The organism is Massilia oculi (assembly GCF_017582745.1).
GTDB lineage: Bacteria > Pseudomonadota > Gammaproteobacteria > Burkholderiales > Burkholderiaceae_D > Telluria > Telluria oculi_A.
This window is the reverse complement of record NZ_JAFVIM010000004.1, coordinates 91,889-115,982: the sequence shown is the minus strand read 5'-3', so window position 1 is coordinate 115,982 and position 24,094 is coordinate 91,889. Positions and strand designations below refer to the sequence as shown.

The 24,094-nt window shown below is 68.3% G+C and carries 17 protein-coding genes; 6 read left to right on the top strand and 11 right to left on the bottom strand.

Features of this window, described 5'->3' with window-relative positions; all coding sequences use genetic code 11:
- Positions 1-6 precede the first annotated feature (6 nt).
- The 8 genes from J3U95_RS06325 to J3U95_RS06290 all read right to left on the bottom strand — a co-directional run bounded on the left by J3U95_RS06325 (position 7) and on the right by J3U95_RS06290 (position 14,943).
- Positions 7-1,452, bottom strand: coding sequence for an efflux transporter outer membrane subunit (locus J3U95_RS06325; protein ID WP_370662044.1), 1,446 nt, complete (start codon positions 1,450-1,452; stop codon positions 7-9).
- Positions 1,449-4,715 (bottom strand): efflux RND transporter permease subunit, encoded by a 3,267-nt coding sequence (locus tag J3U95_RS06320; RefSeq protein WP_208277786.1) that lies wholly within the window; start codon positions 4,713-4,715, stop codon positions 1,449-1,451. The genes J3U95_RS06325 and J3U95_RS06320 overlap by 4 nt, the downstream gene beginning before the upstream one ends.
- A complete protein-coding gene (locus J3U95_RS06315; protein ID WP_208277785.1) occupies positions 4,712-7,807 on the bottom strand; it encodes an efflux RND transporter permease subunit in 3,096 nt (1,031 codons plus the stop codon). Before J3U95_RS06315 ends, J3U95_RS06320 begins: the two co-directional genes overlap by 4 nt.
- An 85-nt stretch (positions 7,808-7,892) precedes the next feature.
- Complete coding sequence (locus J3U95_RS06310) at positions 7,893-9,218, bottom strand: efflux RND transporter periplasmic adaptor subunit (RefSeq protein WP_208277784.1); 1,326 nt, start codon at positions 9,216-9,218, stop codon at positions 7,893-7,895.
- 252 nt (positions 9,219-9,470) lie between these two features.
- A complete protein-coding gene (gene sppA, locus J3U95_RS06305; protein WP_208277783.1) occupies positions 9,471-11,327 on the bottom strand; it encodes a signal peptide peptidase SppA in 1,857 nt (618 codons plus the stop codon).
- A gap of 17 nt (positions 11,328-11,344) precedes the next feature.
- Positions 11,345-12,829 (bottom strand): sodium:solute symporter, encoded by a 1,485-nt coding sequence (locus J3U95_RS06300; RefSeq protein ID WP_208277782.1) that lies wholly within the window; start codon positions 12,827-12,829, stop codon positions 11,345-11,347.
- Positions 12,830-12,909: 80 nt separating this feature from the next.
- The gene (locus J3U95_RS06295) at positions 12,910-13,341 is read right to left on the bottom strand and encodes a hypothetical protein (protein ID WP_208277781.1); all 432 of its coding nucleotides are present in this window, start codon (positions 13,339-13,341) and stop codon (positions 12,910-12,912) included.
- Between the two features lie 114 nt (positions 13,342-13,455).
- A complete protein-coding gene (locus J3U95_RS06290; protein ID WP_208277780.1) occupies positions 13,456-14,943 on the bottom strand; it encodes an NYN domain-containing protein in 1,488 nt (495 codons plus the stop codon).
- A 212-nt stretch (positions 14,944-15,155) separates the two neighbouring features.
- Here J3U95_RS06290 and J3U95_RS06285 point away from each other — a divergent pair, with 212 nt between their 5' ends.
- A complete protein-coding gene (locus J3U95_RS06285; protein ID WP_208277779.1) occupies positions 15,156-17,087 on the top strand; it encodes a PAS domain-containing hybrid sensor histidine kinase/response regulator in 1,932 nt (643 codons plus the stop codon).
- On the opposite strand, the gene J3U95_RS06280 is transcribed toward J3U95_RS06285, so the two are convergent.
- Positions 17,084-18,013, bottom strand: a complete 930-nt coding sequence (locus tag J3U95_RS06280) for an alpha/beta fold hydrolase (protein WP_208277778.1) — start codon at positions 18,011-18,013, stop codon at positions 17,084-17,086. The two genes, J3U95_RS06285 and J3U95_RS06280, sit on opposite strands and share 4 nt — an antisense overlap.
- Positions 18,014-18,083: 70 nt before the next feature.
- Here J3U95_RS06280 and J3U95_RS06275 point away from each other — a divergent pair, with 70 nt between their 5' ends.
- Positions 18,084-18,461, top strand: a complete 378-nt coding sequence (locus J3U95_RS06275) for a MerR family transcriptional regulator (protein WP_208277777.1) — start codon at positions 18,084-18,086, stop codon at positions 18,459-18,461.
- Positions 18,462-18,515: 54 nt separating this feature from the next.
- Positions 18,516-18,941 (top strand): DUF7684 family protein, encoded by a 426-nt coding sequence (locus J3U95_RS06270; protein WP_208277776.1) that lies wholly within the window; start codon positions 18,516-18,518, stop codon positions 18,939-18,941.
- A 2-nt stretch (positions 18,942-18,943) separates the two neighbouring features.
- Here the strand turns inward: J3U95_RS06270 and J3U95_RS06265 are convergent, their stop codons facing one another.
- Entirely contained in the window at positions 18,944-19,360 is a 417-nt protein-coding gene (locus J3U95_RS06265) for a DUF1810 domain-containing protein (RefSeq protein ID WP_208277775.1), read from the bottom strand.
- 65 nt (positions 19,361-19,425) lie between these two features.
- On the opposite strand from J3U95_RS06265, the gene J3U95_RS06260 reads away from it, so the two are divergent.
- From J3U95_RS06260 to J3U95_RS06250, 3 genes are all read left to right on the top strand, one after another.
- The gene (locus J3U95_RS06260) at positions 19,426-19,647 is read left to right on the top strand and encodes a DUF3820 family protein (RefSeq protein WP_208277774.1); all 222 of its coding nucleotides are present in this window, start codon (positions 19,426-19,428) and stop codon (positions 19,645-19,647) included.
- Positions 19,648-19,720: 73 nt separating this feature from the next.
- Positions 19,721-20,119, top strand: a complete 399-nt coding sequence (locus tag J3U95_RS06255; protein ID WP_208277773.1) for a response regulator transcription factor — start codon at positions 19,721-19,723, stop codon at positions 20,117-20,119.
- A gap of 51 nt (positions 20,120-20,170) precedes the next feature.
- Positions 20,171-21,487 carry a hypothetical protein gene (locus J3U95_RS06250; RefSeq protein WP_208277772.1) on the top strand — a complete coding sequence of 439 codons (1,317 nt, stop codon included), beginning with the start codon at positions 20,171-20,173 and terminating at the stop codon, positions 21,485-21,487.
- 185 nt (positions 21,488-21,672) lie between these two features.
- Here the strand turns inward: J3U95_RS06250 and J3U95_RS06245 are convergent, their stop codons facing one another.
- Entirely contained in the window at positions 21,673-23,955 is a 2,283-nt protein-coding gene (locus J3U95_RS06245; protein WP_208277771.1) for an ATP-binding protein, read from the bottom strand.
- Positions 23,956-24,094 lie beyond the last annotated feature (139 nt).

The following is a 24,094-nucleotide window of genomic DNA, read 5'->3' as shown; positions in this document are numbered from 1 at the left end:
GCGCGATTACTGTACCGCGTCCGCCAGCCGTTGTTCCTGCCAGCCGCCACCCAGCGCCTGGATCAGCGACACCGCCGCCGTCTGGCGGTCGGCCTGCACCTGCACCAGCGAGCGGCGCGCCGAGAGGGCCGTCACCTGGGCCTGCACCACCTCGGTATAACTCACCTGCCCCGCCTTGTAGCGGTTCAGGATCTGCTCTTCGACCAGGCCGGCCGCCTCGGCCGCCTCGGCCCGCAATTGCTGCTGCTGTTCCAGCACGCGGGTGGCGGACAGGCCATTCTCGACGGCGGCGAAGGCGTCCAGGGCCACCTGGCGGTAGCGCGCCACGGTCGCCTGGTGGCGCGCCTCGGCGCCTTCGACGCTGGCGCGGGTGGCGCCGGCATTGAAGATGGTCTGGGCCGCCGACAGGCCGAACGACCAGGCCGCGGCGGACGCCGAGAACAGGTCGCCCACGCGGCTCGTATTGTTTCCGTACGAAGCGGACAGGCCGAAATTCGGGAAATAGGCGGAGCGCGCGATGCCGATGTCGGCATTGGCCGCCGCCACGTCGCGCTCTAGGGCGGCGATGTCGGGACGGCGCTGCAGCAGGGTCGAGGGCACGCCGACCGGCACGTCCGGCACCGACACATGCCATGGCGCCGGCGGCAAGGAGAAGCTTGAGGGGGTCTGGCCGACCAGCACCGCGATCGCGTGCTCGAGCTGGGCGCGCTGGTTCTGCAGGCCGAGCGCCTCGCTGCGCGCATTGGCGAGCTGGGTCTGGGCCTGCAGCACGTCGGAGCGCGCCGCGATGCCGGCCTCGAAACGGTTCGAGGTAATTTGCAGCACGCGCTCGTAGCCCTCGATGGTCGAGGCCAGCATTTCGCGCTGGGCGTCGGTCTGGCGCAGCGAGAAGTAGTTGATCGCCAGCTCGCCCTGGGCCGCGAGGACGGCGTTGGCCAGGTCGGCGGCGGTGGCCTGCGCGCTGGCCTCGGCGCCGGTCACGGCGTTCCTCAGGCGGCCGAACACGTCCGGCTCCCAGCTGGCGCCGATCTGCAGGCGATAGGAATTGTTCGCGCCGCGGTTGACGCTATCGTCTCCCCCGCCGGCGCGGTCGGCGCCCGCGCCCAGCGTCACCACCGGGAACAGCGAGGCGCGCTGCTGCGCCACCAGCGCGCGCGCCTGGGCATAGTTGGCGACCGCCACCGCCACATTCTGGTTCGCGGCCTCCACCTGCTTGGCCAGGCGATCGAGCTCGGGGTCTTCGAACAGGGTCCACCAGGGGCCGCGCTCGAGGGCGTCGGCCGGCGCGGCCGGGATCCAGCCTTCGGCCTCCTTGTAGGTTTCCGGCAGCGCGGCGCCGGCGGCAAGCGGAGCCGGACGTTCGTATGCGGGGCCCACGGCGCAGCCGGCCAAGGCCGCTGCAAGGGCGAGCAGGGAAAGACGGAAAGGAAGCTGTTGTCGCATAGTGGTCATGGTTTGGCCAGGGACGGGCCGCCCTCGTCGTGAGGGTGGCGGGTCAGATTGTGTTCATCGGGTTTGCGCGTGCGCAGCTTGTCGAGCAGGACGTAGACCACCGGCGTGGTGAGCAGGGTCAGGAGCTGGCTCGCGACCAGGCCGCCGATGATGGCGATGCCCAGCGGGCGGCGCAACTCCGAGCCTTCGCCGAAGCCGATCGCCAGCGGCAGCGCGCCCAGGCCGGCGGCCAGGGTCGTCATCAGGATCGGACGGAAGCGCAGCATGCAGGCCTCGCGCACCGCCTCGGTCGCGGAGAGGCCGCGTGCGCGCTCCGCTTCGAGCGCGAAGTCGATGATCAGGATCGCGTTCTTTTTCACGATGCCAATCAGGAGGAACACCCCGATCAGGGCAATGATCGAGAACTCCATCTTGAACAGCAGCAGCGCCAGCACCGCGCCGACGCCGGCCGACGGCAGGGTCGACAGCACGGTCACCGGGTGCACCAGGCTTTCGTACAGGATGCCCAGCACGATATAGATGACGATAATCGCGGCGAGGATCAGGAGCGGCTGCTCCTGACTCGATTGCTGGGCCGCCGCCGCCGTGCCCTGGAAGCTGCCGCGCACATTGCTCGGCATGCCGATGTCGGCCTCGGCCTGACGCACCGCGGCCTGGCCATCGTCCAGGGTGAAGCCCGGGTTCAGGTTGTACGAGACCGTGGTCGCCAGTTCCCCGTCCTGGTGGCTGACCGAAGTCGGAGTCGCGCTTTCGGCAAAGCGTGCGATCGCCGACAGCGGCACCATGGTGGCGGCATTGCTGGCCAGGGCCTGGCCCCCGGACGGGTCGCGCGCGGCGGTCAGGCTTGCCGTCGCCGAGGTCGCTGCACCGGCGGCGCCGGCCGCCGCCGTGGTGCCGGTGCTGGCGGACACCACGCTGGTGGAGCCACCGGTCGGCCGCGCCGGCACGTAGACGTCCTTCAGCGATTCGGGCGATTGCGCGTATTTCTGGGCCACGCCCATCACCACGTGGTACTGGTTCAGCTCATCGTAGATGTTCGCCACCTGGCGCTGGCCGAAGGCGTTGTACAACGCATTGGTGACGTCGCGCGTGGTGATGCCGAGGCGCGCCGCCGATTCCTTGTCGATGGTGACATAGGTCTCGACGCCGTTCTCGGCCTGGTCGGTGTCGACGTCGACCAGCGCCGGCTGCGCCTTCATGGATTCGGCCAGGCGCGTGGCCCATGCCTTGAGGTCTTCGGCGTTGTCGCTCTTGAGCGTGTACTGGTAAGTCGAGTTGCTGGAGCGCCCGCCCATGCGCAAGTCCTGCACGGGATTGAGGAAGATCGTGATGCCGGTGACCTTCGCCATCTGCGGGCGCAGGCGCGCGATCACGGCCTGGGCCGCGACGTCGCGCTCGCCCACCGGTTTCAGGTTGACGAACATGAACCCGCCGCCGGCGCGCCCGCCGCCGGTGAAGGCGACGACCGTATCGACCGCCGGATCCTTGCGGATGATCTCGACCAGCTGGTAGATCTTTTGCTGCATGGCCTGTGACGAGATGCTCTGGTCGGCGCGGATGCCGCCATTCATCTGGCCCGAGTCCTGCTGCGGGAAGAATCCTTTCGGGGCGCTGGAGAACAGGTAGACGTTCAGCGCCACCGTGAACAGCAGGATGATCATCACCAGGAGTTTACTGTCCAGCGCCCAGTCGAGCGCATGCTCGTAGACGCGCAGCACGCGGGCAAAACCATTTTCGGACCAGCGCGCCAGACGGCCCGGCTTCTTGTCCGGATCTTCCTTGCGCAGCAGCCAGGCGCACATCATCGGCGTCGTGGTCAAGGAAATCACCAGCGAGATCAGCACCGCCGCCGACAGCGTCACCGCGAATTCGCGGAACAGGCGGCCCACCTGCCCGCCCATGAACAGCAGCGGAATGAACACCGCCACCAGCGACAGCGAGATCGACAGCACGGTGAAGCCGACCTCGCGCGCGCCGAGCAGCGCGGCCTGCATGCGATCCATGCCGTTCTCGATATGGCGCGCGGTATTTTCCAGCACCACGATGGCGTCGTCGACGACGAAGCCGGCGGCCACCGTCAAGGCCATCAGCGACAGGTTGTTGAGCGAGAAGCCGAGCGCATACATGACGCCGAAGGTGCCCAGCAGGGACACCACGGTGGCCACCGCCGGCACCACGGTGGCGCGCAGGGACCGCAGGAACACGCTGACCACCGCCACCACCAGCACGATCGACAGCACCAGGGTGAACTCGATCTCGTGCAGCGAGGCGCGGATCGAGTTGGTACGGTCCGAGGCCACCGCCAGGCTGATGTCGCCCGGCAGCTGGGCCTGCAGCGACGGCAGCAGGTCGCGGATGCCGTCCACGGTCTCGATCACATTGGCTTCGGGCTGGCGCGTGACCAGCACGATCACCGCCGGCTGGCCATTGAACAGGCCCAGCGTGTACAGGTTCTCCGGGCCGTCGAACACGGTGGCCACGTCCGAGAGGCGCACGGCGGCGCCGTCGCGCCAGGCCACGACCAGGTCCTTGTAGTCGCTGGCGCTGCGGCCATCGCCGCCGGCCGGCTGCGAATAGATCTGCAGGCGGTTGCCATTGCCCTCGATCTCGCCCTTGGGGCGATTCGGATTGCTGGCCTGGATCGCGGCGCGCACGTCCTCGCTCGAGATGCCGTAGCGGTTCATCGCATACGGCACCAGCTCGACCCGTACCGCGGGCAGCGAGCCGCCGCCGATTTCCACTTCGCCGACGCCCTTCACCTGGGCCAGGCGCTGCTGGACCAGGTTCGACACCGAATCATAGATCTGGGCCGGCGACTTCGTCTTCGAGGTCAGCGCGAGAATGATCACCGGCGCATCTGAAGGGTTGGCTTTCCTGTAGGTCGGGTTGCTGCGCAAGGTCGCCGGCAGGTCGGCGCGCGAGGCGCTGATCGCGGCCTGCACTTCGCGCGCGGCGGCGTCGATCTGGCGGTTCAGTTCGAACTGCAGGTTGATGCGGGTCGAGCCGGTGCTGCTGCTCGAGGTCATCTCGTTGACGCCGGCGATCACGCCCAGCCGCCGCTCCAGCGGTGTGGCCACGCTCGAAGCCATCGTCTCCGGACTGGCGCCCGGCAGCGAGGCCGAGACCGACACGGTCGGATAGTCGACCTGGGGCAGCGGCGCCACCGGCAGCACGAAATAGGCGCCGATGCCGGCCAGCGCCAGGCCGATCGTCAGCAGGACCGTGGCGATCGGGCGCTCGACGAAGGGGCGCGACAGGTTCATGCGCCCGCCCCTTCGGTCTTGTGCGGTGCTTTACCCGTCCAGCGGCGCGCCGTGCGGTCGAAGGCCAGGTAGATCACCGGGGTGGTAAAGAGCGTGAGCAGCTGGCTCAGGATCAGGCCGCCGAAGATGGCCAGGCCCAGCGGCCGGCGCAGCTCGGCGCCTTCGCCAGTGCCCAGCATCAGCGGTACCGCCGCGAACAGCGCCGCCAGGGTCGTCATCAGGATCGGGCGGAAGCGCAGCAGCGCGGCCTGGCGGATCGCGTCCAGCGGCGACTTGCCCTCCTCGCGCTCGGCCTCGATCGCGAAGTCGATCATCATGATCGCGTTCTTCTTGACGATGCCGATCAGGAGGATGATGCCGATGATCCCGATCACGCCCAGCCCTTGCCCACTGACCCACAGCGCCAGCAGCGCGCCGACGCCGGCCGACGGCAGGGTCGACAGGATCGTCATCGGGTGGATGTAGCTCTCGTAGAGCACGCCCAGGACGATATAGACGCAGACGACGGCGGCCAGGATCAGCCACAGCTGGTTCGACAGCGACGCCTCGTAGGCGCCGGACGCGCCGAGGAAGGTCATGCTGACCGAGGCCGGCATGCCGATCTCCTCGGCGGCGGCGCGGATCGCGCTCACGGCCTGGCCCAGCGATGCGCCGGAGGCGGTGTCGAAGCCGACCGTCGCCGCCGGATACTGGGCCACGTGGATCACCTGCAGCGGCGCCTGGCGCTCGCTGATGGTGGCGATCGCCGACAGAGGCGTCGGCTGGCCGGAGCCGGTGCGCAGCTGCAGGCGGCCGAGGGCCGCGATCGACATCGCCTCGTCCTGCTGCGCCTCCAGGATCACGCGGTACTGGTTGGTCTCGGTGAAGATGGTGGACACGATGCGCTGGCCGAAGGCGCTGTACAGCGCGTCGTCGATCGAGGCGGCCGTAATCGACAGGCGCGACGCGGTGTCGCGGTCGATGTCGATGAAGGCGGCGGCGCCGGTGGCGCCGGCATCGGTGATCGCCGTGCGCAGCTCGGGCAGGCTGCCGATCTTCTGCGTCAGCCGGCGCGCCCATTCGTTGACGGTCTCTTCATCGGAGCCTTCGATCGACAGCCGGTACTGGGTCGGGCCGCTCTCGGCGTCGATGGTGAGATCCTGGGTCGGCTGCAGGAACAGCTGCAGGCCCGGCACATTGGCCACGCGCTGGCGCAGGCGCTGCATGGTCTCGAGCTGGTCGCCGCGGTCGGCTTTCAGGTTGATCAGCATGGTCCCGGTATGCAGCATGGTGTTGTTGGCGGCGTCGACGCCGACGTAGGACGCCACCGATGCGACCTCGGGATCGGCCATGATTCTCCGCGCCGCTTCCTGCTGCAGCTTGGCCATATCGGTGTACGAGATTGACTGGCGCGCCTGCACCCGCGCCTGCAGCTGGCCGGTGTCCTGGGTCGGGAACAAGCCTTTCGGGATGATCATCCACATCAGCGCCGTCAGCACCAGGGTGCCCACGGCCACCAGCAGCGTCAGGCCCTGGCGCTTCAGCACCCAGCCGAGCATCACGTCGTAGCGCGCGATCACGCGGTCAAAGAAGGCCTGGAATTTGACGGCGAATTTGCCTGGCTTTTCCTCCTCGTGGCTGCGCAGCCAGCGCGCCGACATCATCGGCACCAGCGTCAGGGACACCACGCCCGAGATCAGGATCGTGATGGCGAGCGTCACGGCGAACTCGCGGAACAGGCGGCCGACCACGTCGCCCATGAACAGCAGCGGAATCAGCACCGCGATCAGGGACACGGTCAGCGAGATGATGGTGAAGCCGATCTGGGAGGCGCCCTTGATCGCCGCCGCCATCGGCTTTTCGCCCTTCTCGATATAGCGCGCGATGTTCTCGATCATGACGATCGCATCGTCGACCACGAAGCCGGTTGCGATCGTCAGCGCCATCAGCGACAGGTTGTTGAGGCTGTAGCCGAGCAGGTACATCACGCCGAAGCTGCCGATCAGCGAGATCGGCACGGCGAGACTGGCGATGATGGTCGCGCGCAGGCTGTGCAGGAAAGCGAAGATCACCAGCACCACCAGCACCACGGCCAGCAGCAGCTCGATCTGCACGTGCTTGACCGAGGCGCGGATGCCGGTGGTGCGGTCGCTCAGCACGTCCATGCGCAAGGCCGTGGGCAGGCCGGCCTGCAGCTCGGGCAGGCGCGCCTTGATCGCGTCCACGGTGGCGATCACGTTGGCGCCGGGCTGGCGCTGGACGTTGAGGATGATCGCCGGCTTCATATTGGCCCAGGCGCCCAGGCGCACGTTCTCGGCGCTGTCGACCACCTTCGCTACCTCCGTCAGTTTCACGGGGGCGCCGTTGCGGTAGGCGACGATCAGGTTCTGGTAATCGGGGACGGTGACCAGCTGGTCGTTGGCATTGATCGCATACGAGCGGGTCGGGCCATCGAAGCTGCCCTTGGCGCTGTTGGCGTTGGCGGCGGTGATTGCGGTGCGCAGCGTGTCCAGCCCCAAGCCATACGACGCCAGCGCCTCGGTATCGGCCTGGATCCGCACCGCCGGCCGCTGGCCGCCCGACAGCGAAACCTGGCCCACGCCCGAGACCTGGCTGATCTTGAGCGCCAGGCGCGTGTTTACCAGGTTCTGCACCTCGGTCAGCGGCAGCGTGTCGGACGTGATGGCCAGGGTCAGCACCGGCGCGTCGGCCGGGTTGACCTTGGCGTAGACCGGCGGCGCCGGCAGGTCGGTCGGCAGCAGCGAGCCCCCGGCATTGATCGCGGCCTGCACTTCCTGCTCGGCCACGTCGAGCGTCTCGCCCAGCGCGAACTGCAGGGTGACGATCGAGACCCCGGCGGCGCTGGTGGAACTCATGCGGGTCAGGCCGGCCATCTGGCCGAACTGGCGCTCCAGCGGCGCGGTGACGGTGCGCGCCATGACCTCCGGGCTGGCGCCCGGGTACAGGGTCTGCACCTGGATCGTCGGGAAGTCGACCTGCGGCAGCGCCGACAACGGCAGGAAGCGGTAGCCGACCAGGCCCGAGAGCACGATCGCCAGCATCAGCAGGGCGGTGGCGACCGGGCGGTTGATGAAGGGAGTGGAGGGACTCATGCGGCGCTCCCATCAGGCGCGGCGGTTTCACGGCCGGTTGGACGCGTGGACGGGGAACCCGTCCACCCTACGCGGTGCCGCAACATCATTGCTGCGCTCCCTGGGCCGGACGGCCTTGCCCCTGGCCACGTCCCTGCCCTTGCCCCTGGCCACGCGCCCCGGCCGGACGATCCCCCGGCAACACCACGCTGGCGCCATCGCGCAGGCGGTCGGCGCCTTCGGTGATCACCTGCTCGCCCACCTTCAGGCCGCTGGCGATCTGCACCTTGTCGACGGTCGCCTGGCCGCGCTTGACGGTGCGCAGCGCCACGGTGCGCGCTTCCGGGTCGAGCACGTAGACGAAGTCGCCGTTGGCGCCGTGGCGCAGCGCCGTCACCGGCACCACCACCGCATCGTTCAGGGTGTTGACGGTCAGGCGCAGGTTGACGAACTGGCTGGGGAACAGCTTGTTGTCGCCGTTGGCGAAGCGCGCCTTGGCGCGCACGGTCCCGGTCTGGGTGTCGACCTGGTTGTCGAGCGCGATGAAGCTGCCGGTGGCCAGCGCATCGGTGCGGGTGCGGTCCAGCGCGGTGGCCGGCAGCTTCGCATCCTGCGCGATGCGTCCCTGCAGCGCCGGCAGGTGGTCTTGCGGCACGGCGAATTCGACGTCGATCGGCGACAGCTGGGTGATGACGGCGATGCCGGCCGCATCGCCGCTGCCCACCAGGTTGCCCACGTCCACCGTGCGCAGGCCGACCCGACCGCTGATCGGCGCGCGCACCGTCGCGTAATCCAGGTTCAGCTGGGCCGTGCCTTCGGCCGCCTTGTCGGTCATCACCGTGCCTTCGAGCTGCTTGACCAGCGCGGCCTGGGTATCGACTTCCTGGCGCGCGATCGAATCCTGCTCGAGCAGGGTGCGGTAGCGCGACAGGATCAGGCGCGCGCTCTCCAACTGGGCTTCGTCGCGCTGGCGCTGGCCGCGCGCCTGCAGCAAGGCCATCTCGAACGGGCGCGGGTCGATCGTCGCCAGCACCTGGCCCTGCTTGACCAGCTGGCCCTCGGTAAAGTGGATCTTCTGGACCACGCCCGACACCTGCGGACGCACGGTGGCGGTGGCCGCGGCGACCACGGTGCCGAGTGCCTCCAGGGTCACCGGAATGTCGGCCTGCTCGGCGCGCGCGACGCCGACCGTGGTGGCCGGGCCGCCCCGTCCACCCGGACCGCGCCCGGCGCCTGGGCCACCGGGACCGCCGGCCGCCATCCCCGGCCCACCCGCGCCACCGGGGCCGCCCGCCGGCTGATGGGTGAGCCACCAGGCGAGGCCGCCCAGCGCCACCATCGACAGCACGGCGATCACGCCGCCGATGAGGCGGGCGCGCCGGGTACGGGCGGGACGGCCGGTGGTTGGATGGGGCGGGAGGTGCTGGTCCATGCTTGTCCTTGTTCTATATAGTTTTGCCAATTGCACAATACGGGTCACAATGACTTTAGCATGGCCGTTTCAGTCACAATGTTTCGTAACGTACATTGCTCTACCGTAGAATCGACGCTCTCACGCCCGCCTTAACGCCGATTTACACAGTTCGCCCCTATTTAGGCGACGTAAACGAAAAACGGGCGCGAGATCCCGCTCGCGCCCGTTGAAACACTGTATTAATCAGTTACAAACTACTTACATGAGCGATCACCAGTTGCCGCAGAAGCAATGGGCCACCGCCGCGAAGGGCTTGCGCTCTTGCGTCAGTTCGGACAGGAAGGCCATGTCCTGCGCCACCTGGCCAACCGGACCTGCCGGGATCGCCCCCTCGACCAGGCCCAGCTTGACCTGGATCGTCATCGCCTGCGCGGCCGAGGCGCCGGCCATCTGCAGGAAGCGCTCCACGCGCGTGACCGGACGCTCGACATAGACCACGCGGTAATCCTTGGACAGCTTGGCGCGGCCGGCGGCCGAAGCCAGCGCGTCGTTGTAGCTGCCCAGGCGGTCGACCAGGCCGCGCTCCTTGGCCTGGGCACCGGTCCAGACCCGACCCTGCCCCACTTCGTCGATCTTCGCCTGGGTGGTCTTGCGCGCCGCCGCCGCCTTGCTGGTGAAGTCGGCATAGACGTTGTTGATGCTTTGCTGGACCAGCTTTTCGAAGCGCGGGTCGAGCGGACGCAGCGGATTGTAGGCATCGGCCAGCCAGGTGGTGGTCACGCCGTCGGTACGCACGCCCAGCTTGTCGGCCACCTTGTCGGCGGTCGGCAGCAGCGCGAACACGCCGATCGAACCGGTGATGGTGGCCGGGTCGGCGATGACTTCGTCGGACGCCATCGAGATCCAGTAGCCGCCCGACGCCGCCACGCTGCCCATCGACACCACCACCGGCTTGCCGGCGGCGCGCGTCAGCTCCAGCTCGCGCCGGATCAACTCGGAGCCATAGGCGCTGCCGCCGGGCGAATCGACGCGCAGCACCAGGGCCTTGATCGAATCGTCCTCGCGCGCCTGGCGGATCAGGTTGGCCGTGGCGCGGCCGCCGATCACGCCGGGACCGCCGGCGCCGTCGGTGATGGTGCCGGAGGCGACGATCACGCCGACCGCGTCGCCGAAGGCCTTCTGCGGGTGGCGCGCCAGGTACTCGTACATGCCGATCTGGCGGAACGACTTGATGTCTTCTTCGTAGACGCCGCGCTTGACCATCAGCGCGCGCAGCTCGTCGCGGGTCTTGAGGCCGTCGACCAGCCTGGCCTGCAGGGCGACCCTGGCGGCGCTGCCGCCGGCCGCTTCCATGCGCTCGGGCAGCGTGTCGATCATGCTGGTGAGCGCCCCGTCGGGCAGCTTGCGGTTCTTTTCGACCAGGCCGGTGTAGCCCGACCACATCGCGTTGTACAGGAAGGCGTCGGCCTCGCGCGCGGCGTCCGACGGGCCGTTGGCGATATACGGCTCGGCCGCGCTCTTGTAGGTGCCGACCTTGACCAGGTTGACCGTCACGCCGACCTTGTCGAGCGCGTCGCGGTAGTAGTTGCGGCGCCCGCCGAAGCCTTCGATCAGCACCATGCCCATCGGATGCACGTAGACCTCGTTGGCGTGCGAGGCGACCAGGTAGCGCTTCTGGTCGTACTGGCCGCTCCAGGCCACGACCGTCTTGCCGGCCTTCTTGACGCGGTCCACCGCGGCGCCGAATTCGCGCAGCATGGCCATGCCGCCGCCGTTCATCTCGTCCAGCAGCAGCACCACGCTCGTGATGTCGGGATCGCGCGCGGCATTGTCCAGCACCTGGATCACGTCGCGCAGGCGCACCGTCCGCTTGCTGTCACCGCCGACGTTGTCGAGCACCGTGTCGCGCAAGGTGGTCTCGTACTGCTCGACCAGGTCGCCCTTCACCTCGACCACCAGCGCCGTCTTCTCGGACAGCGGCTTGACGCCGCCGCCGAAGAACATCGCGACGATCAGGATGAGGATCAGCAGGAACAGCAGGTTGAAGAAGGTGCGGCGGGTCACGTCGAGCGCGGTCCAGAGGAACACGAACCCGCGCCGCAACGCACTCAGGGGCTTGAAGGCCATCTAAACTCCAGTCTAGGTCAATGAAGCGGTCGGGCGACCTGCCCGGCCCCGGCAAGGCCGGGGTTGCGGCGCGAGATCGCATACAAGCCGGCAAACACCAGCATGCCGTTAATCAACAGTAATTCCAGCCCGAGGCGGTAAGCGCCGAGCAGGTAAGCCTGATTGTACTCAAGGATCGCGCACAGGACGGGCGCGCCGATCGTCACCAGCGGGACAAGGCGGTCGTTGGGCATGCGCGCGGTCAGCATGCCGAAGGCGAACAGGCCGAGCAAGGGGCCGTATGTATAGGCTGCCAGCTTGAGGATCACGCCGATCATGCTCGGGTTGTCGGCCGCCTTGAAGCCCAGCACCAGCAGCAGGAACAGGAAGGCGAAACCCAGGTGCACGCGGCGGCGCAGGCTTTCGGCCTGGGCCTGGCTCAGGTCGGTGCGGCGCTTGATGCCGAGCAGGTCGATGCAGGTCGACGAGGTCAGCGCCGTGATGGCGCCGTCGGCGCTGGGGAACAGGGCCGAGATCAGGGCGATCAGGAAGATGATCTGCAGGGCCGCCGGCAGGTGGCCCATCACCACCGCCGGGAAGATCTTGTCGCCGGTAGCCGTAACGCCGACCGTCGGCGCATACAGGTACAGCAACCCGCCCAGGAACACGAAGGACAGCAGCACCACGACCAGCACCGCGGTCAGGGTCAGCATGTTCTTTTGCGAGTCCTTCAGGGTCTTGACCGAGATGGTCTTCTGCATCATCTCCTGGTCCATGCCGGTCATGGTGATCGTGATCAGGGCGCCGGCGATGATCTGCTTGAGCCAGAAATTGGGGCTGTCGACGTCATGCGTGAAGATCGTGGCCAGGCCCTGCGACTGCATCTGGTTCAGGCTTTCCGCAATCGACATGTTCAACTCGCCCAGCAGGATCCAGACGCAGGCGAACAGGCCGAACAGCATGCAGCTGGTCTGCAGGGTGTCGGTCCAGACGATGGTCTTCACGCCGCCCTGGTAGGTGTAGAGCAGGATCATGCCCAGCACGACCAGGGTGCTGAGCCAGAACGGCACGCCCAGGCTGTCGAGGATGATGGCCTGCAGGATGTTCACCACCAGGTACAGGCGCGCGGTGGCGCCCAGCAGGCGCGAGACGATGAAGAAACCGGCGCCGCTCTGGTAGGCGCGCCTGCCCAGCCGCACGTCGAGGTAGTGGTAGATCGAGGTCAGCTGCAGGCGGTAGTACAGCGGCAGCAGCACGTAGGCCACGGCGATGTAGCCGATCACGTAGCCGATCACGATCTGGGCATAGCCGAAGCCGTCGACGCCCACGGCGCCCGGCACGCTCACGAAAGTCACGCCGGACAGGGTCGTGCCGACCATGCCGAAGGCGACCAGCATCCAGTTGCTGCTCTTGTTACCGATGAAGAAGCTGTCGTTGTTGGCGCCCTTCGAGGTGGCCCAGGCGACGCCGAGCAGCAGTGCGAAATAAGCGATGAGGATGCAGAAGAGGAGTAGCGGGGACATGGCATGCCGAGGTTGACGTTTCGCTCAGCAATATACACCTTACGCCACGCTGGCCCAAGGGCCGGCGCCACTCCCGCCGCTCAGATCTCCTCGCCGCGCACCCGGGTGAAGGGGCCGATGCAGGCCTCGATCGAGGCTTCGGCGCACAGCAGGAACAGCTTGCCGGACGGATGGAAGCGCACGAAATGGGTGGCGTTGGCGCCCGGCTTCATGACGTTGCCGGAGCAATCGGGCTTGCCGTTGTCCTTGGTGACGCGGTCGGTCAGGCGGTAGAAGCCGTCGGGGTCGGGCTCGTTCGGGATCGCGTAGACGCTCTCGGAAATCTCGGCGGCGCTGGTGACCAGCGTGGTGCCGTCGGCGCGGAAGCGGTAGGTTTCGAGGCAGTCGGTGTCGGGCACGGCGAGATGCCAGATGCCGAGGATCGGATGGTCGGAGGCCGGTCCCTTCTGGGCCAGCGCCGGCAGGGAGGCGCCCAACAGGGACAACAGCAACAGGCTGGCAACTGTGCGCATGGCGGGCTCCTTCGCGGCCGGATGGCGCCTGTCCGGGCCCGGACAGGCGATGCCATTATTGCATCGGAGAGAAGGAGATGGCGCACGCGCCAGGCCTGCCCCTCCTGTGCAGGATCAGCCGTTCTCGCTTCCGGCCTTGGGCTTGGCCGGGCGGCGGGCGCGCGGGGCAGCCTTGCGCGCCGGCGCCTTGTGGGCCGGACGGGCGGTCTTCTTGCGCGCCGGCTTGGCGTCGTCCTGGGTCTCCTCCGACACCGGCTCCGCTTCGGCCGCTTCGGTCGCGTCCAGCTCCACGGGCACGACCGCAGCCGGCACGGCGGCGGCCTCCTCGGCCACGACCGCCAGCGCGGCCTGTTCGGCCAGCTTCTTGGCGGACGGCTTGCGCGGCGTGCGGCGGCGTTCCTTGACCGGGGCCGCTTCGGCCGGCGCTGCTTCGGCCGGCTCCGCTTCCTGGGCGGCAGGCGCTTCCGGCTCGCTCACGAACAGCGTCGGCTGCGAGGCCGGCTGCTCGATCGCTTCGGCTTCGGCTTCCGCTTCGGCATCGGTCACGACCGGTTCCAGCAGTGCCGGGATCGGCGCTGGGGCCGACGCCGCCTCGGCGCGGCCGCCCTTGCGGCCACCGCGGCCACGGCCACGGCGGGTGTCCGGCTTGGCCGCCTCTTCCGGCGCGCCTTCGACCGGAGCGATGGCGTCGACCAGGTCCTGGACCACTGCTTCCGGCGCCTGGCCGACGTCCTGCGCCGCGCTCTCGACGCTCGGGACCGAGGCCGGCGCGTTGGCGCTGCGGTAGACGTAGGTACCCGATTTCTCGTCGCGGCCGAACTCGAACAGGCCGCGGGTCTGCGCTTCTTCGAGCAGGTTGCCGAAGGTGCGGAAGCCGTAATAGGTCTCGGAGAAGTCCGGACGGCGGCGCTTGAGCGTGTCCTTCAGCAGCGAAGCCCAGATCTTGCCGGTGTCGCCGCGCTCGGATACCAGGGCGTCGAAGGTCTCGACCACCATGTCCAGCGCCTGCACCTTGCGCGCCTCGAGTTCTTCCTTGCGCTTGTCGTCGGTCGCGTTCGGGCGCCGCGTCGACTGGCCCTTGCGCGCCTCCTGCTCTTCCTTGCGCTTGGCGTTGGCGCGGTTCTTTTCGCGCACCAGGTCGTCGTAGAAGATGAATTCGTCGCAGTTGGCCACCAGGAGGTCGGAGGTCGACTGCTTGACGCCGACGCCGATCACCTGCTTGGCGTTCTCGCGCAGCTTGGAGACCAGCGGCGAAAAGTCGGAGTCGCCGCTGATGATGACGAAGGTATTGACGTGCGACTTGGTGTAGCACAGGTCGAGGGCGTCGACGACCAGGCGGATGTCGGCCGAATTCTTGCCCGACTGGCGCACGTGCGGGATCTCGATCAGCTCGAAGTTCGCCTCGTGCATGGCCGCCTTGAAGCCTTTATAGCGGTCCCAGTCGCAGTACGACTTCTTGACCACGATGCTGCCCTTGAGCAGCAGGCGTTCCAGCACCGGCTTGATGTCGAATTTCTCGTAGTTGGCGTCGCGCACGCCCAGTGCGACGTTTTCGAAGTCGCAGAACACCGCCATGCTGATGTTGTCGGAAGATGAGGCCATGAGTTGTTGTTTTCTGGTAATAAGTGGACAGGCTAACGGCGATTATACGCAACCGCCGGGGCTTTCCGCCGTCCCGCTCGCGCCGGCGGCCGATCGGCTCTGTATGTTTGAATTTACCAGTCGTGCATACAAGGATTGTGGCCGCTTCAATTGTCCGTTTAACACGCCCGCTTCTGCCCTATAATTTCGGCTCCTGCAACCGGCCTTCGACGATGCTCTCTTCCACCCTGTTCGAGTCAGCATTCAACAGCTCGCCCTTCGGGCACTACCTGCTGTCGCCCACGCCTGACGCGATCATCCTTGCCGTCAACGATGCCTTCCTCAAGGCCTCGTCGCGCACCCGCGAGGAACTGGTCGGGGTCAGCCTGTTCAAGGCCTTTCCCGGCAACCCGGACGACCCGCACGATACCGGCGAGGCCGACCTGCGCGCCTCGCTCGACAAGGTGCGCGCGACCGGCCTGCCCGACACCCTGCCGGCGGTGCGCTATCCGATTCCCGTGATGCTGCCCAACGGCCAGACGGTGTTCGAGGAACGCTTCTGGACCTCGACCAGCACGCCGCTCTTCGGCCCCGGCGGGGAGCTGGTCTGCATTTCGCACAGCAATAGCGACGTCACCGCCCAGGTGCGCTCCGAGGCCGCCGTGCGCGAAAGCGAGAAGCGCTTCCGTGCGCTGACCAATGCAACGGCCGAAGTCGTCTATCGCATGAGCCCCGACTGGACCCAGCTGCGCCATCTCGAGGGACGCGGCTTCCTGAAGGACACGGCCGACACCAACCGCTTCTGGCTCGAAGAATACATCCCGCCCGAAGACCATGGCCGGCTGCACCAGGCGATCGCGCACGCCATCCGCGACCGCTCGGTGTTCGAGCTCGAGCACCGGGTGCGGCGCGCCGACGGCAGCAGCGGCTGGACCCTGTCGCGCGCGGTGCCGATGTTCGACACCGCCGGCGAAGTCTACGAATGGATCGGCGCCGCCAGTGACATCACCGAGCGCAAGGCGGCGGAAGAAAAGCTGCGCGAGGCCGACCGCCGCAAGGACGAATTCCTGGCCATGCTGGCGCACGAGCTGAGGAATCCCCTGGCGCCGATCGGCGCCGCGGCCGAGCTGCTGCAGCGCATGAAGCTGGACGAGACGATCATCAAGCGCACCAGCCAGATCATCGGGCGCCAGGTCGGCCACATGACGGGGCTGATCGACGATTTGCTGGACGTCTCGCGCGTCACGCGCGGCCTGGTCGAGCTGGATACCGGGCCGCTCGACGTCGGCGCCGTGCTGCACGAGGCGGTGGAACAGGTCATGCCGCTGATCCAGGCGCGCCGCCACGACCTGGCGCTGCGCCTGCCGCCGGCGGGCACGCTGGTCGCGGGCGACCGCAAGCGCCTGGTGCAGGTGGTCTCCAACCTGCTCAACAACGCAGCCAAGTACACGCCGGAAGCCGGGCGCCTCGAAGTCGGATCGATCGTCGACGCCGAAGGGCGCCTGTGCATCGACGTGCTCGACAACGGCATCGGCATGGCGCCCGAGCTGGCGGCGCGCGCCTTCGAGCTGTTCGCCCAGGCCGAGCGCTCGTCCGACCGCTCCTCGGGCGGCCTGGGACTGGGCCTGGCGCTGGTGAAAAGCCTGGTCGAGCTGCATGGCGGCGCGGTGTCGTGCGAGAGTCCCGGCCAGGGCCGCGGCAGCCGCTTCTCGGTCTGCCTGCCGCTGCTGGAGCCGCAGACCTCCGACGCCACGCCGCCCCGCGCGCAACTGCACAGCGCCGCGCAGCCGGAACCTCTGCGCGTGATGGTCGTGGACGACAACGTCGACGCGGCCGTCACCCTGTCGATGCTGCTGGAGTCGGGCGGCCACCGGGTGGCGGTGGAGCACGACGCGCTGCGCGCGCTGGACTGCGCGCGCCAGTTCAGGCCCCAGGCCTGCCTGCTCGACATCGGCCTGCCCGGGATCGACGGGCTGGAGCTCGCGCGCCGCCTGCGCGCGCTGCCGGAAACGGCGGAGGCGATGCTGGTCGCGGTCACCGGCTACGGCCAGGCGCGCGACCGCGACCAGATCCTCGCGGCCGGCTTCGACCATCACCTGGTCAAGCCGATCGATACCGGGCGGCTGTACGCGCTGCTCGGCGCCTGCTGTCACACTGCAGCCTAGCCGCCCGACGCGCTCTGGCGCGACGCGCTTTGCACGAAGCGCGCCAGGTCCCGCGCGAAGCGTTCCGGCTCTTCGACGAACGGAGCGTGGCCCGACTCCGCATACACCGCCTGTTCCATGCGTGCGTTGATCTGGCGCGCCCTTGCCATCGTCGGCGCCGCATGGACCAGGGCGTCGCGCGCGCCATACAGCAGCAGCACCGGTACCCGCGCGGCCGCCAGGCCGCGCAAGGACACGTCCATCGAATGCACCGCGGCCTGCATGTCCCAGGAGGCCATGGCGGCGGCGCCCAGCAGGCGCTCAAAGTCGCCCTGGTCCGGCCTGGTGTGGAAGCACAGGGCCAGGAAGGCGCGCTGGGCATCGAGGCGCGTGCCCAGGTCGGAAGCATTCAGCTCGCGATAGACGTCGGGGTGCGCGACGATCTGGCGCGCATCCGTCAATTCGACGACGCCATTGACATAGACCGCGCCGCCGATCGCGGCGTCGCCATATGCGGCCAGGTAGTTCGAGATCACCGCCGCTCCCAGCGACCAGCCGACCAGCACCGGCCTGTGCGCCTTCGTGGCCGCGATGACGGCCGCCAGGTCGTCGGCCCAGCGCCGCCCTTCGCGGTAGGCGTCCGCGCCGCCCGGCTTGCCGGACAGGCCGTGGCCGCGCAGGTCGTAGCTGATCAGGCGGTATCCCTGCAGCGCCGGGCTGGCGCGCTGGGCATCCCAGTTCAGGTGGCTGCCCAGCAGGCCGTGGACGAACAGGATGGCGGGGCCGTCCGGATTGCCGGACTCCTGCACCGCCAGGGTCACGCCGTCGGGCGCGGTAACGGTGCTGTGCCGGATCGCGGCCTGCGCCAGGGAGCAGGCGGCGAGCAGGATCGCGGCCAGCAGGAAGATGCGGGCGCGCGCCCGCGAGAATGGATGATTCGGGTTCATGGTGTGCTCCAGGGTCGATGAAGTGCTATCCTGAAGCCTGACATTAATGTGAGGGTCAAGCGAAAACCGCATGCAATCCGATTCTTCCCCTGCGGTGCTGTCGATCGGCGAGCTGGCGCGCCAGACGGGCGCCAGCGTGCGCTCGCTGCGCCACTACGACGAACAGGGCCTGCTCGACGCGCGCCGCGCCGCCAACGGCTACCGCGTGTTTCCGCCGACCGCCGTGACCCGGGTGCGCCAGATCCAGCGCCTGATCGCGGCCGGCTTCACCCTGGCCGAGATCCGCGGCTTCCCCAACTGCATGCTGGCGGTCGAGGGCGCCGCCATGTGCGCCGAAACGGCGCCGGCCCAGCACAAGCTGCTGGCCGCCATCGAAGCCGAGATGGGCGAACTCGAACGGCGGCGCGCGCGCCTGCGCGCCATGCTGGCGGGAACCGCCGGCGACTAGCACGATCGGCTTCGGGCGGCGATAATGCCGCCAACCTTTTCCGGCATCGACACCATGCAAGCACACAAAGCCCATTACCTGCAGCTGCGTCCCCACGACGCCCTGCCCGACCTGAAGCACCTGGCGCCGTTCATGGCCGTGGTGGTGATCGACGACGACAGCGACGAGATGTGGCGCTGGGACGTCGCGCGCTGGCTGGTCGATTCCGGCTGCCGCTTCATGCTGGCGTGGGGCAAGGAGTGCGGGAGCTGGAACGAGGCGGTCGAGGATGCGGCTCTGGAAGCGTTCGATTACGAAGACGTGGCGCCTGAACAGACCGTGCTGACCACGGCGCACGAGGACGACGACCTGGACGAGGTGTTCTGGTTCGCCCGCCACCGCGCCAGCCATCCGGCGCTGCGCTTTACCACCGCGGTGATCCTGCACGTGGCCGTGCGCGGCCGGCCCGACGAATTGCTGGCGCAGTTCGCCGACGCCTGAACCTACACCCGCGCCAGCGTTTCCGGGTCGGCCTCGCCGTCGAAATACTTGTCGATGCAGGCCTGGAACACGGCTTCGTCCGGCGCCACGTCGGCGAACAGGGTCATCGACGAGCGGAATTTCAGCTCGTCCGGGTAGCCGAAGATCTCGTGCGCCGACGGCCCGTCGAGCGCGGCAACGATGCCGGCGCATTCGCGCAGGCGCCGGCCCAGCACCGGATGGGCCAGGTAGGCGGCCGCCTCGTCCTCGGAGGCGATGGCATAACGCCGCGCCATCTCGCTGCTGCCCAGCCCCTTAAACTGCGGAAAGACGAACCACATCCAGTGGCTGCGCTTGTGCCCGGCCCGCAATTCGGCCAGCACACCGGCGTAGACCGGCTCCTGCGCCTCGACGAAGCGCGTCAGGTTGAAGTCATCCATGACATTTCCCTCCCCTTGTCATCGAAATGCTACAACGTCATCGTTGTTTGCTAAAGTGCCGCACGATGAACGCCGAACACCTCTCCCTTCTCCTCGTCCGCGAAATGCCCTACGGGAAATATAAAGGCCGCAAGCTGGCCGACCTGCCGGGCCACTACCTGGGCTGGTTCGCACGCGAGGGCTTTCCGCGCGGCGAATTGGGCCAGTTACTGGCCCTGATGTACGAACTCGACCATAATGATTTGCGCGGCCTGCTCGATCCGCTGCGCAAGCCGCAGACTAGGTGATTCCCTCTAGCAATACACCCGCCAAAATCCTCTTGGGCATCGGTATAATCGAACATTCAACGAAGAATCCACCATGCTCAACGAACACGCTCCCGCGCCCCTGGTGCTGGTGGTCGAAGACGACGACCACATCGCCCAGGTATTGCGTTTCATGCTCGAACGCCAGGGCTACCGCGTCACGCACCTGGCCGACGGCCGCGCCGCGAGCGAGTATGTCGCCGCCAGTCCCGAGATTCCCGACCTGGTGCTGATGGACGTGATGCTGCCCCATCTCGACGGCTTCGAGATCGTCGCCCTGGCCCGCGCGCGCGCCGATTGGACGGCGGTGCCGATCCTGATGCTGACCGCCAAGAATACCGAGCGCGACACCGTGCGCGCGCTCGACGCCGGCGCCAACGACTTCGTCAGCAAGCCCTTCCAGCCGAACGAATTGCTGGCGCGCGTACGGCGCCTGCTGCTGCCCACCACCTGAAGCCCTCCGAAGCGGGCGCTGCGAATCGCCCGGCTCGCTTACACTCGGGGCATGTCGCGCTCCGTCTTCCTGCTTCCACTCCTGCTGTCATCGCTGTCCTTGCCGGCCCAGGCGGCCACCCTGCTGCTGTGCCCCGGCGCCCCGCTCGCCTCGCCCGGCGCCGTGACCGAGGACTACACCACCGCCCTGGGCGCGCGCATGCGCGCCATCGTCACCGAGGCGCCCGGCAAGCCCGATCCCGGCTGCCACGCCGTGCCGCTCAAGGTGGCCGCGAGCGGCGTCCAGGCCCTGCACTTGCTGCCACGGGACGCGGCGCCGGGCGAGACGATCCTGCTGCGCGGCGAACAACGCGACAAGGAATTCACCATCACCGGCCACACGCTGGGCGAGGAACAGCCGCCGCCCGCACCGAAGCCGGGCCTGGCCACGCAAGACCCCGAGGACGCGGCCGAGGTGCGCCGGCGCGCGCCGCGCGCCACCTGGGCCTGGAGTCCGAACGCCTGGCGCGAACGCGCCGACGCCATGCTCGACTGGGCCGCAGGCCAGGGGATGGGCGAATTGTTCATCAATGTCCCGGTGCGCGCCGGCCAGGTCGCCGAGCCGCAGGCGTTGGCGGCCTTCGTGCGCCAGGCTGGCGGCCGCGGCATCGCGGTGACCGTCTTCGAGGACGGCCCCGACCTGATCCTGCCGACCGCGCGCGCCGACGCCGTCGGCCGCATGCGCGCCTATGCCGCCTACAACGCGCAGGCCGGCGCACAAGAGCGGCTGAAGGGCGTCCAGTTGGACGTCCAGCCCCAGCTGCTCGATCCCGACAAGCTGCCGAAGGCGGCGCGCGACGAGCATTATCTCGACCTGCTCGCCGCGCTGCGCGAGGCCGCCGGCAAGATCCGGCTCGAGGCCGTGGCGCCGGCCGACTGGCGCGACGAGGACGCACTGCTGCGCGGCCTGGCGCGCCACGTGGACGCGCTAACGGTGCGCAACTACCGCACCGACCCCGATGAGATACGGCGCCACGCGGCGCCCTTCCTGGACTGGGGCGTCAAGCATGGCAAGCGGGTGCGCATCGCGCTCGAGGCCGGACCGGCCGGCACCGGCGTGGAACGCCACTACCGGCGCGTGGGGCCGGGCGCCAAGGGCAACCTGCTGATGTTCGACCTGGGCGGGCAAAAGGTGCTGATACTGCTGAAGGTGCCCGCGGCCCAGGACGAGGCGCAGGCCTATGCGCTGGCCGACCGGCGCGGCATCGCCGGCTCGGCCACCACCTTCCACTTCGACAAGCCCTCGCTGATGCGCCTGCTGCCGCAGCTGGAACAATCCTTTGGCGCGTGGAAGAGCTTTGGCGGGATGGCTGTGCACGAGCTGCGCTGAATGGTCGCTGCTGACCTGACAGGTCAAAAACCGGGGTCAGGTCTGACATTTGGACCCGAACGTCAAAATATCGGGGGTCAGGTCTGACATTTGGACACGAACTGAACTGTGTTACGGAGGACCATCGCAGAGGCCGTGTCCGAATGTCAGACCTGACCCCGCTTTGCGCCGCTTTGCGCATACGGTCATCCCAGCGGCAACTCCACCGTAAACCGCGTCCCCATCCCGGCCCGGGTTTCGAAGCCGATCGTGCCGCCGTGCTCCTCGACGATCGCCTTGCTGATGCTCAGTCCCAGCCCGGTGCCGCTGCGGCGGCGCGAGTCGGCGCCATCGGCCTGGGCGAAGCGATCGAATACGCGGCCCTGGAATGCGGGCGGGATGCCCGGCCCCTCGTCGGTCACGCTCACCCGCGCCCAGCCCGGCCGCTGCGCAAGGCCCACGGTCACCGCCTTGCCGGACGGCGTGAACTTGATCGCGTTCGACAGCAGGTTGCTCAGCACCTGCACCAGGCGGTCGTGGTCGATCGCGGCCTGCACCCCTTCGGCGCCCGGCGGCAGGTCGAGGCGCAGGGCGATGCCGGCCTGGCGCGCCTGGCCTTCCATCGTCTCGGCCGCGTGCCGCAGCACCGGCGCCAGCGGCTGCACGCTGCGCTGGTATTCCATCTGGCCCGCCTCGATCTTCTGGATGTCGAGCAGGTCGTTCACCATCCGCATCAGGCGCTCGCAGCTCTGGCTGGCGATGTGGATCAGCTTGGCCACGTCCGGCGGCAGCTCGCCTGCCATGCCGGTGTCGAGCAGCGACAGCGAGGCGTGGATCGAGGTGAGCGGCGTGCGCAGCTCGTGCGAGACGGTGGATACGAATTCGCTCTTCATGCGGTCGACCTTCTTGCGCTCGGAGATATCGTGCAGGAAGATGCTGAAGAAGGCGTCCTCGCCCTCGCCCGCCAGCGCCACCGTGGTCTCGACCGTGAATTCCGCGCCCTGGCGGTTGACCACGATCCGCTCCAGGCGCCGGTCATACGCAAACTCGCCGCCCTGGTGGAAGCCGCGCAGCGCCTTGGCGATGCTGGCGCGGTAGCGCTCCGGCAGGATCATCTCGGCCAAGGGCCATCCCACCGCGTCGTGACGGCTCCAGCCGAACATGCGTTCGGCGGCCGGATTCCAGTCGAGGATCATGCCGCGCTGGTCGGCCGCGATGAAGGCGTCCTGCGCCGCCCCGACGATGGTGGCCATGCGCTGCTCGCTGGCGCGCACCGAGGCCAGCGCGCGCTCCAGTTCCAGGGTGCGCTGCTCGACCCGCTGTTCGAGCGTGTCGTTCAGCGTCTGCAGCTCCGCGCGCCGGTCCACCAGCGCCGTCACCAGCGCATTGAGCGCGCCCGACAGCTGGCGCACCTCGGTGTAGCCGCGCCGCGCCGGCACCAGCACCTGGCTGTCGCCGCGGCGCAGATGGTCGGCCGACGCCGCCAGGGCCTGCAAGGGACGCGTGATGCGGCGCGCCAGCAGCAGGCCGGCCAGAGAGAACAGCACCGCCAGCGCGGCGCCGCTCCACAGCGCGCGCGTGCGCAGCTCGCGCACCGGGCGATAGGCATCCTCGAGGTCCTGGCGCACCAGCACGTGCCAGCCCAGGCCCGGATAGTCTCCCACCGCGCGCGTGGCGGCGTAGCCGACCAGGTAATCGCGCCCATCTTGCCAGCGTTCGACCGCGTAGCCGGTGCGCCCCTGGCGCGCCTCGCCCAGGCTGGCCAGGTCGACTTTCGTGTCTTGCAGGCCCTCGGGGCCGAGCAGCACCACGCCCTCGGCGCTGACGATCAGCGCCTGCACCCGGTTGCGCGCCTGCACCGGCACGATGATCGAACGCTCGACGTCGCGCGCCCATTCCCACGACAGGTGGGTGCCCAGCACGCCGACCGGCTTGCCGTCCGCATCCAGCCAGGGAAAGGCGACGTCGACGAAGCGGCGCGGCTCGCCTTCCTGCACCGGCAGCAGCTTGGCCAGCAGCACCGCCTCGTGGACGTCGCCGACGTAGGTGCCCGCGAGGGCATTGATGAACCACGGCCGCTTGGCCACGTTCTTCCCTTCCAGCAGGCCGCGCGCCTCGACCAGCACCGTGCCGTCGAGGGCCGCCATGCCGATCCACTCGTAGTATCCGTAGGTCGACTGCATGTCGCCCAGGATGCGGCGGCGTTCGGCGTGCGAGGTGCCGGCCGCGACCAGGTCGCCGCGGCGCGCCATCAGCCGTACCTCGCGATAGCGCTCGTACATGCCGCGATCGAGCTTGTCGGCGGTCTGCATCGCCAGCTCGCCCAACCCGCTGCCGATGCTGCTCTTGACCTGGTCGGTGGCGGCGCGCTCGACCACTTCGACCAGCAGCAGGGTCAGGACCACGGTCAGCGCCGAGAATGCGAGCGCGAGCCAGGCGCCGAGGCCGCGCGGGGTCAGGCTGGAAGGAAAACGAGGGAGACTTGGCATACGGCACCTGGAATTATTTTTTTGCCAGCGTATCACGTGCATCCCGGCATCCGGCAAGAGGAGACTTGGTCAATCGTGCGTCATGACCGGATTCCATCCAGCACGCATGAATAGTGTTGGTCTTTCTTACGGCAGAGTA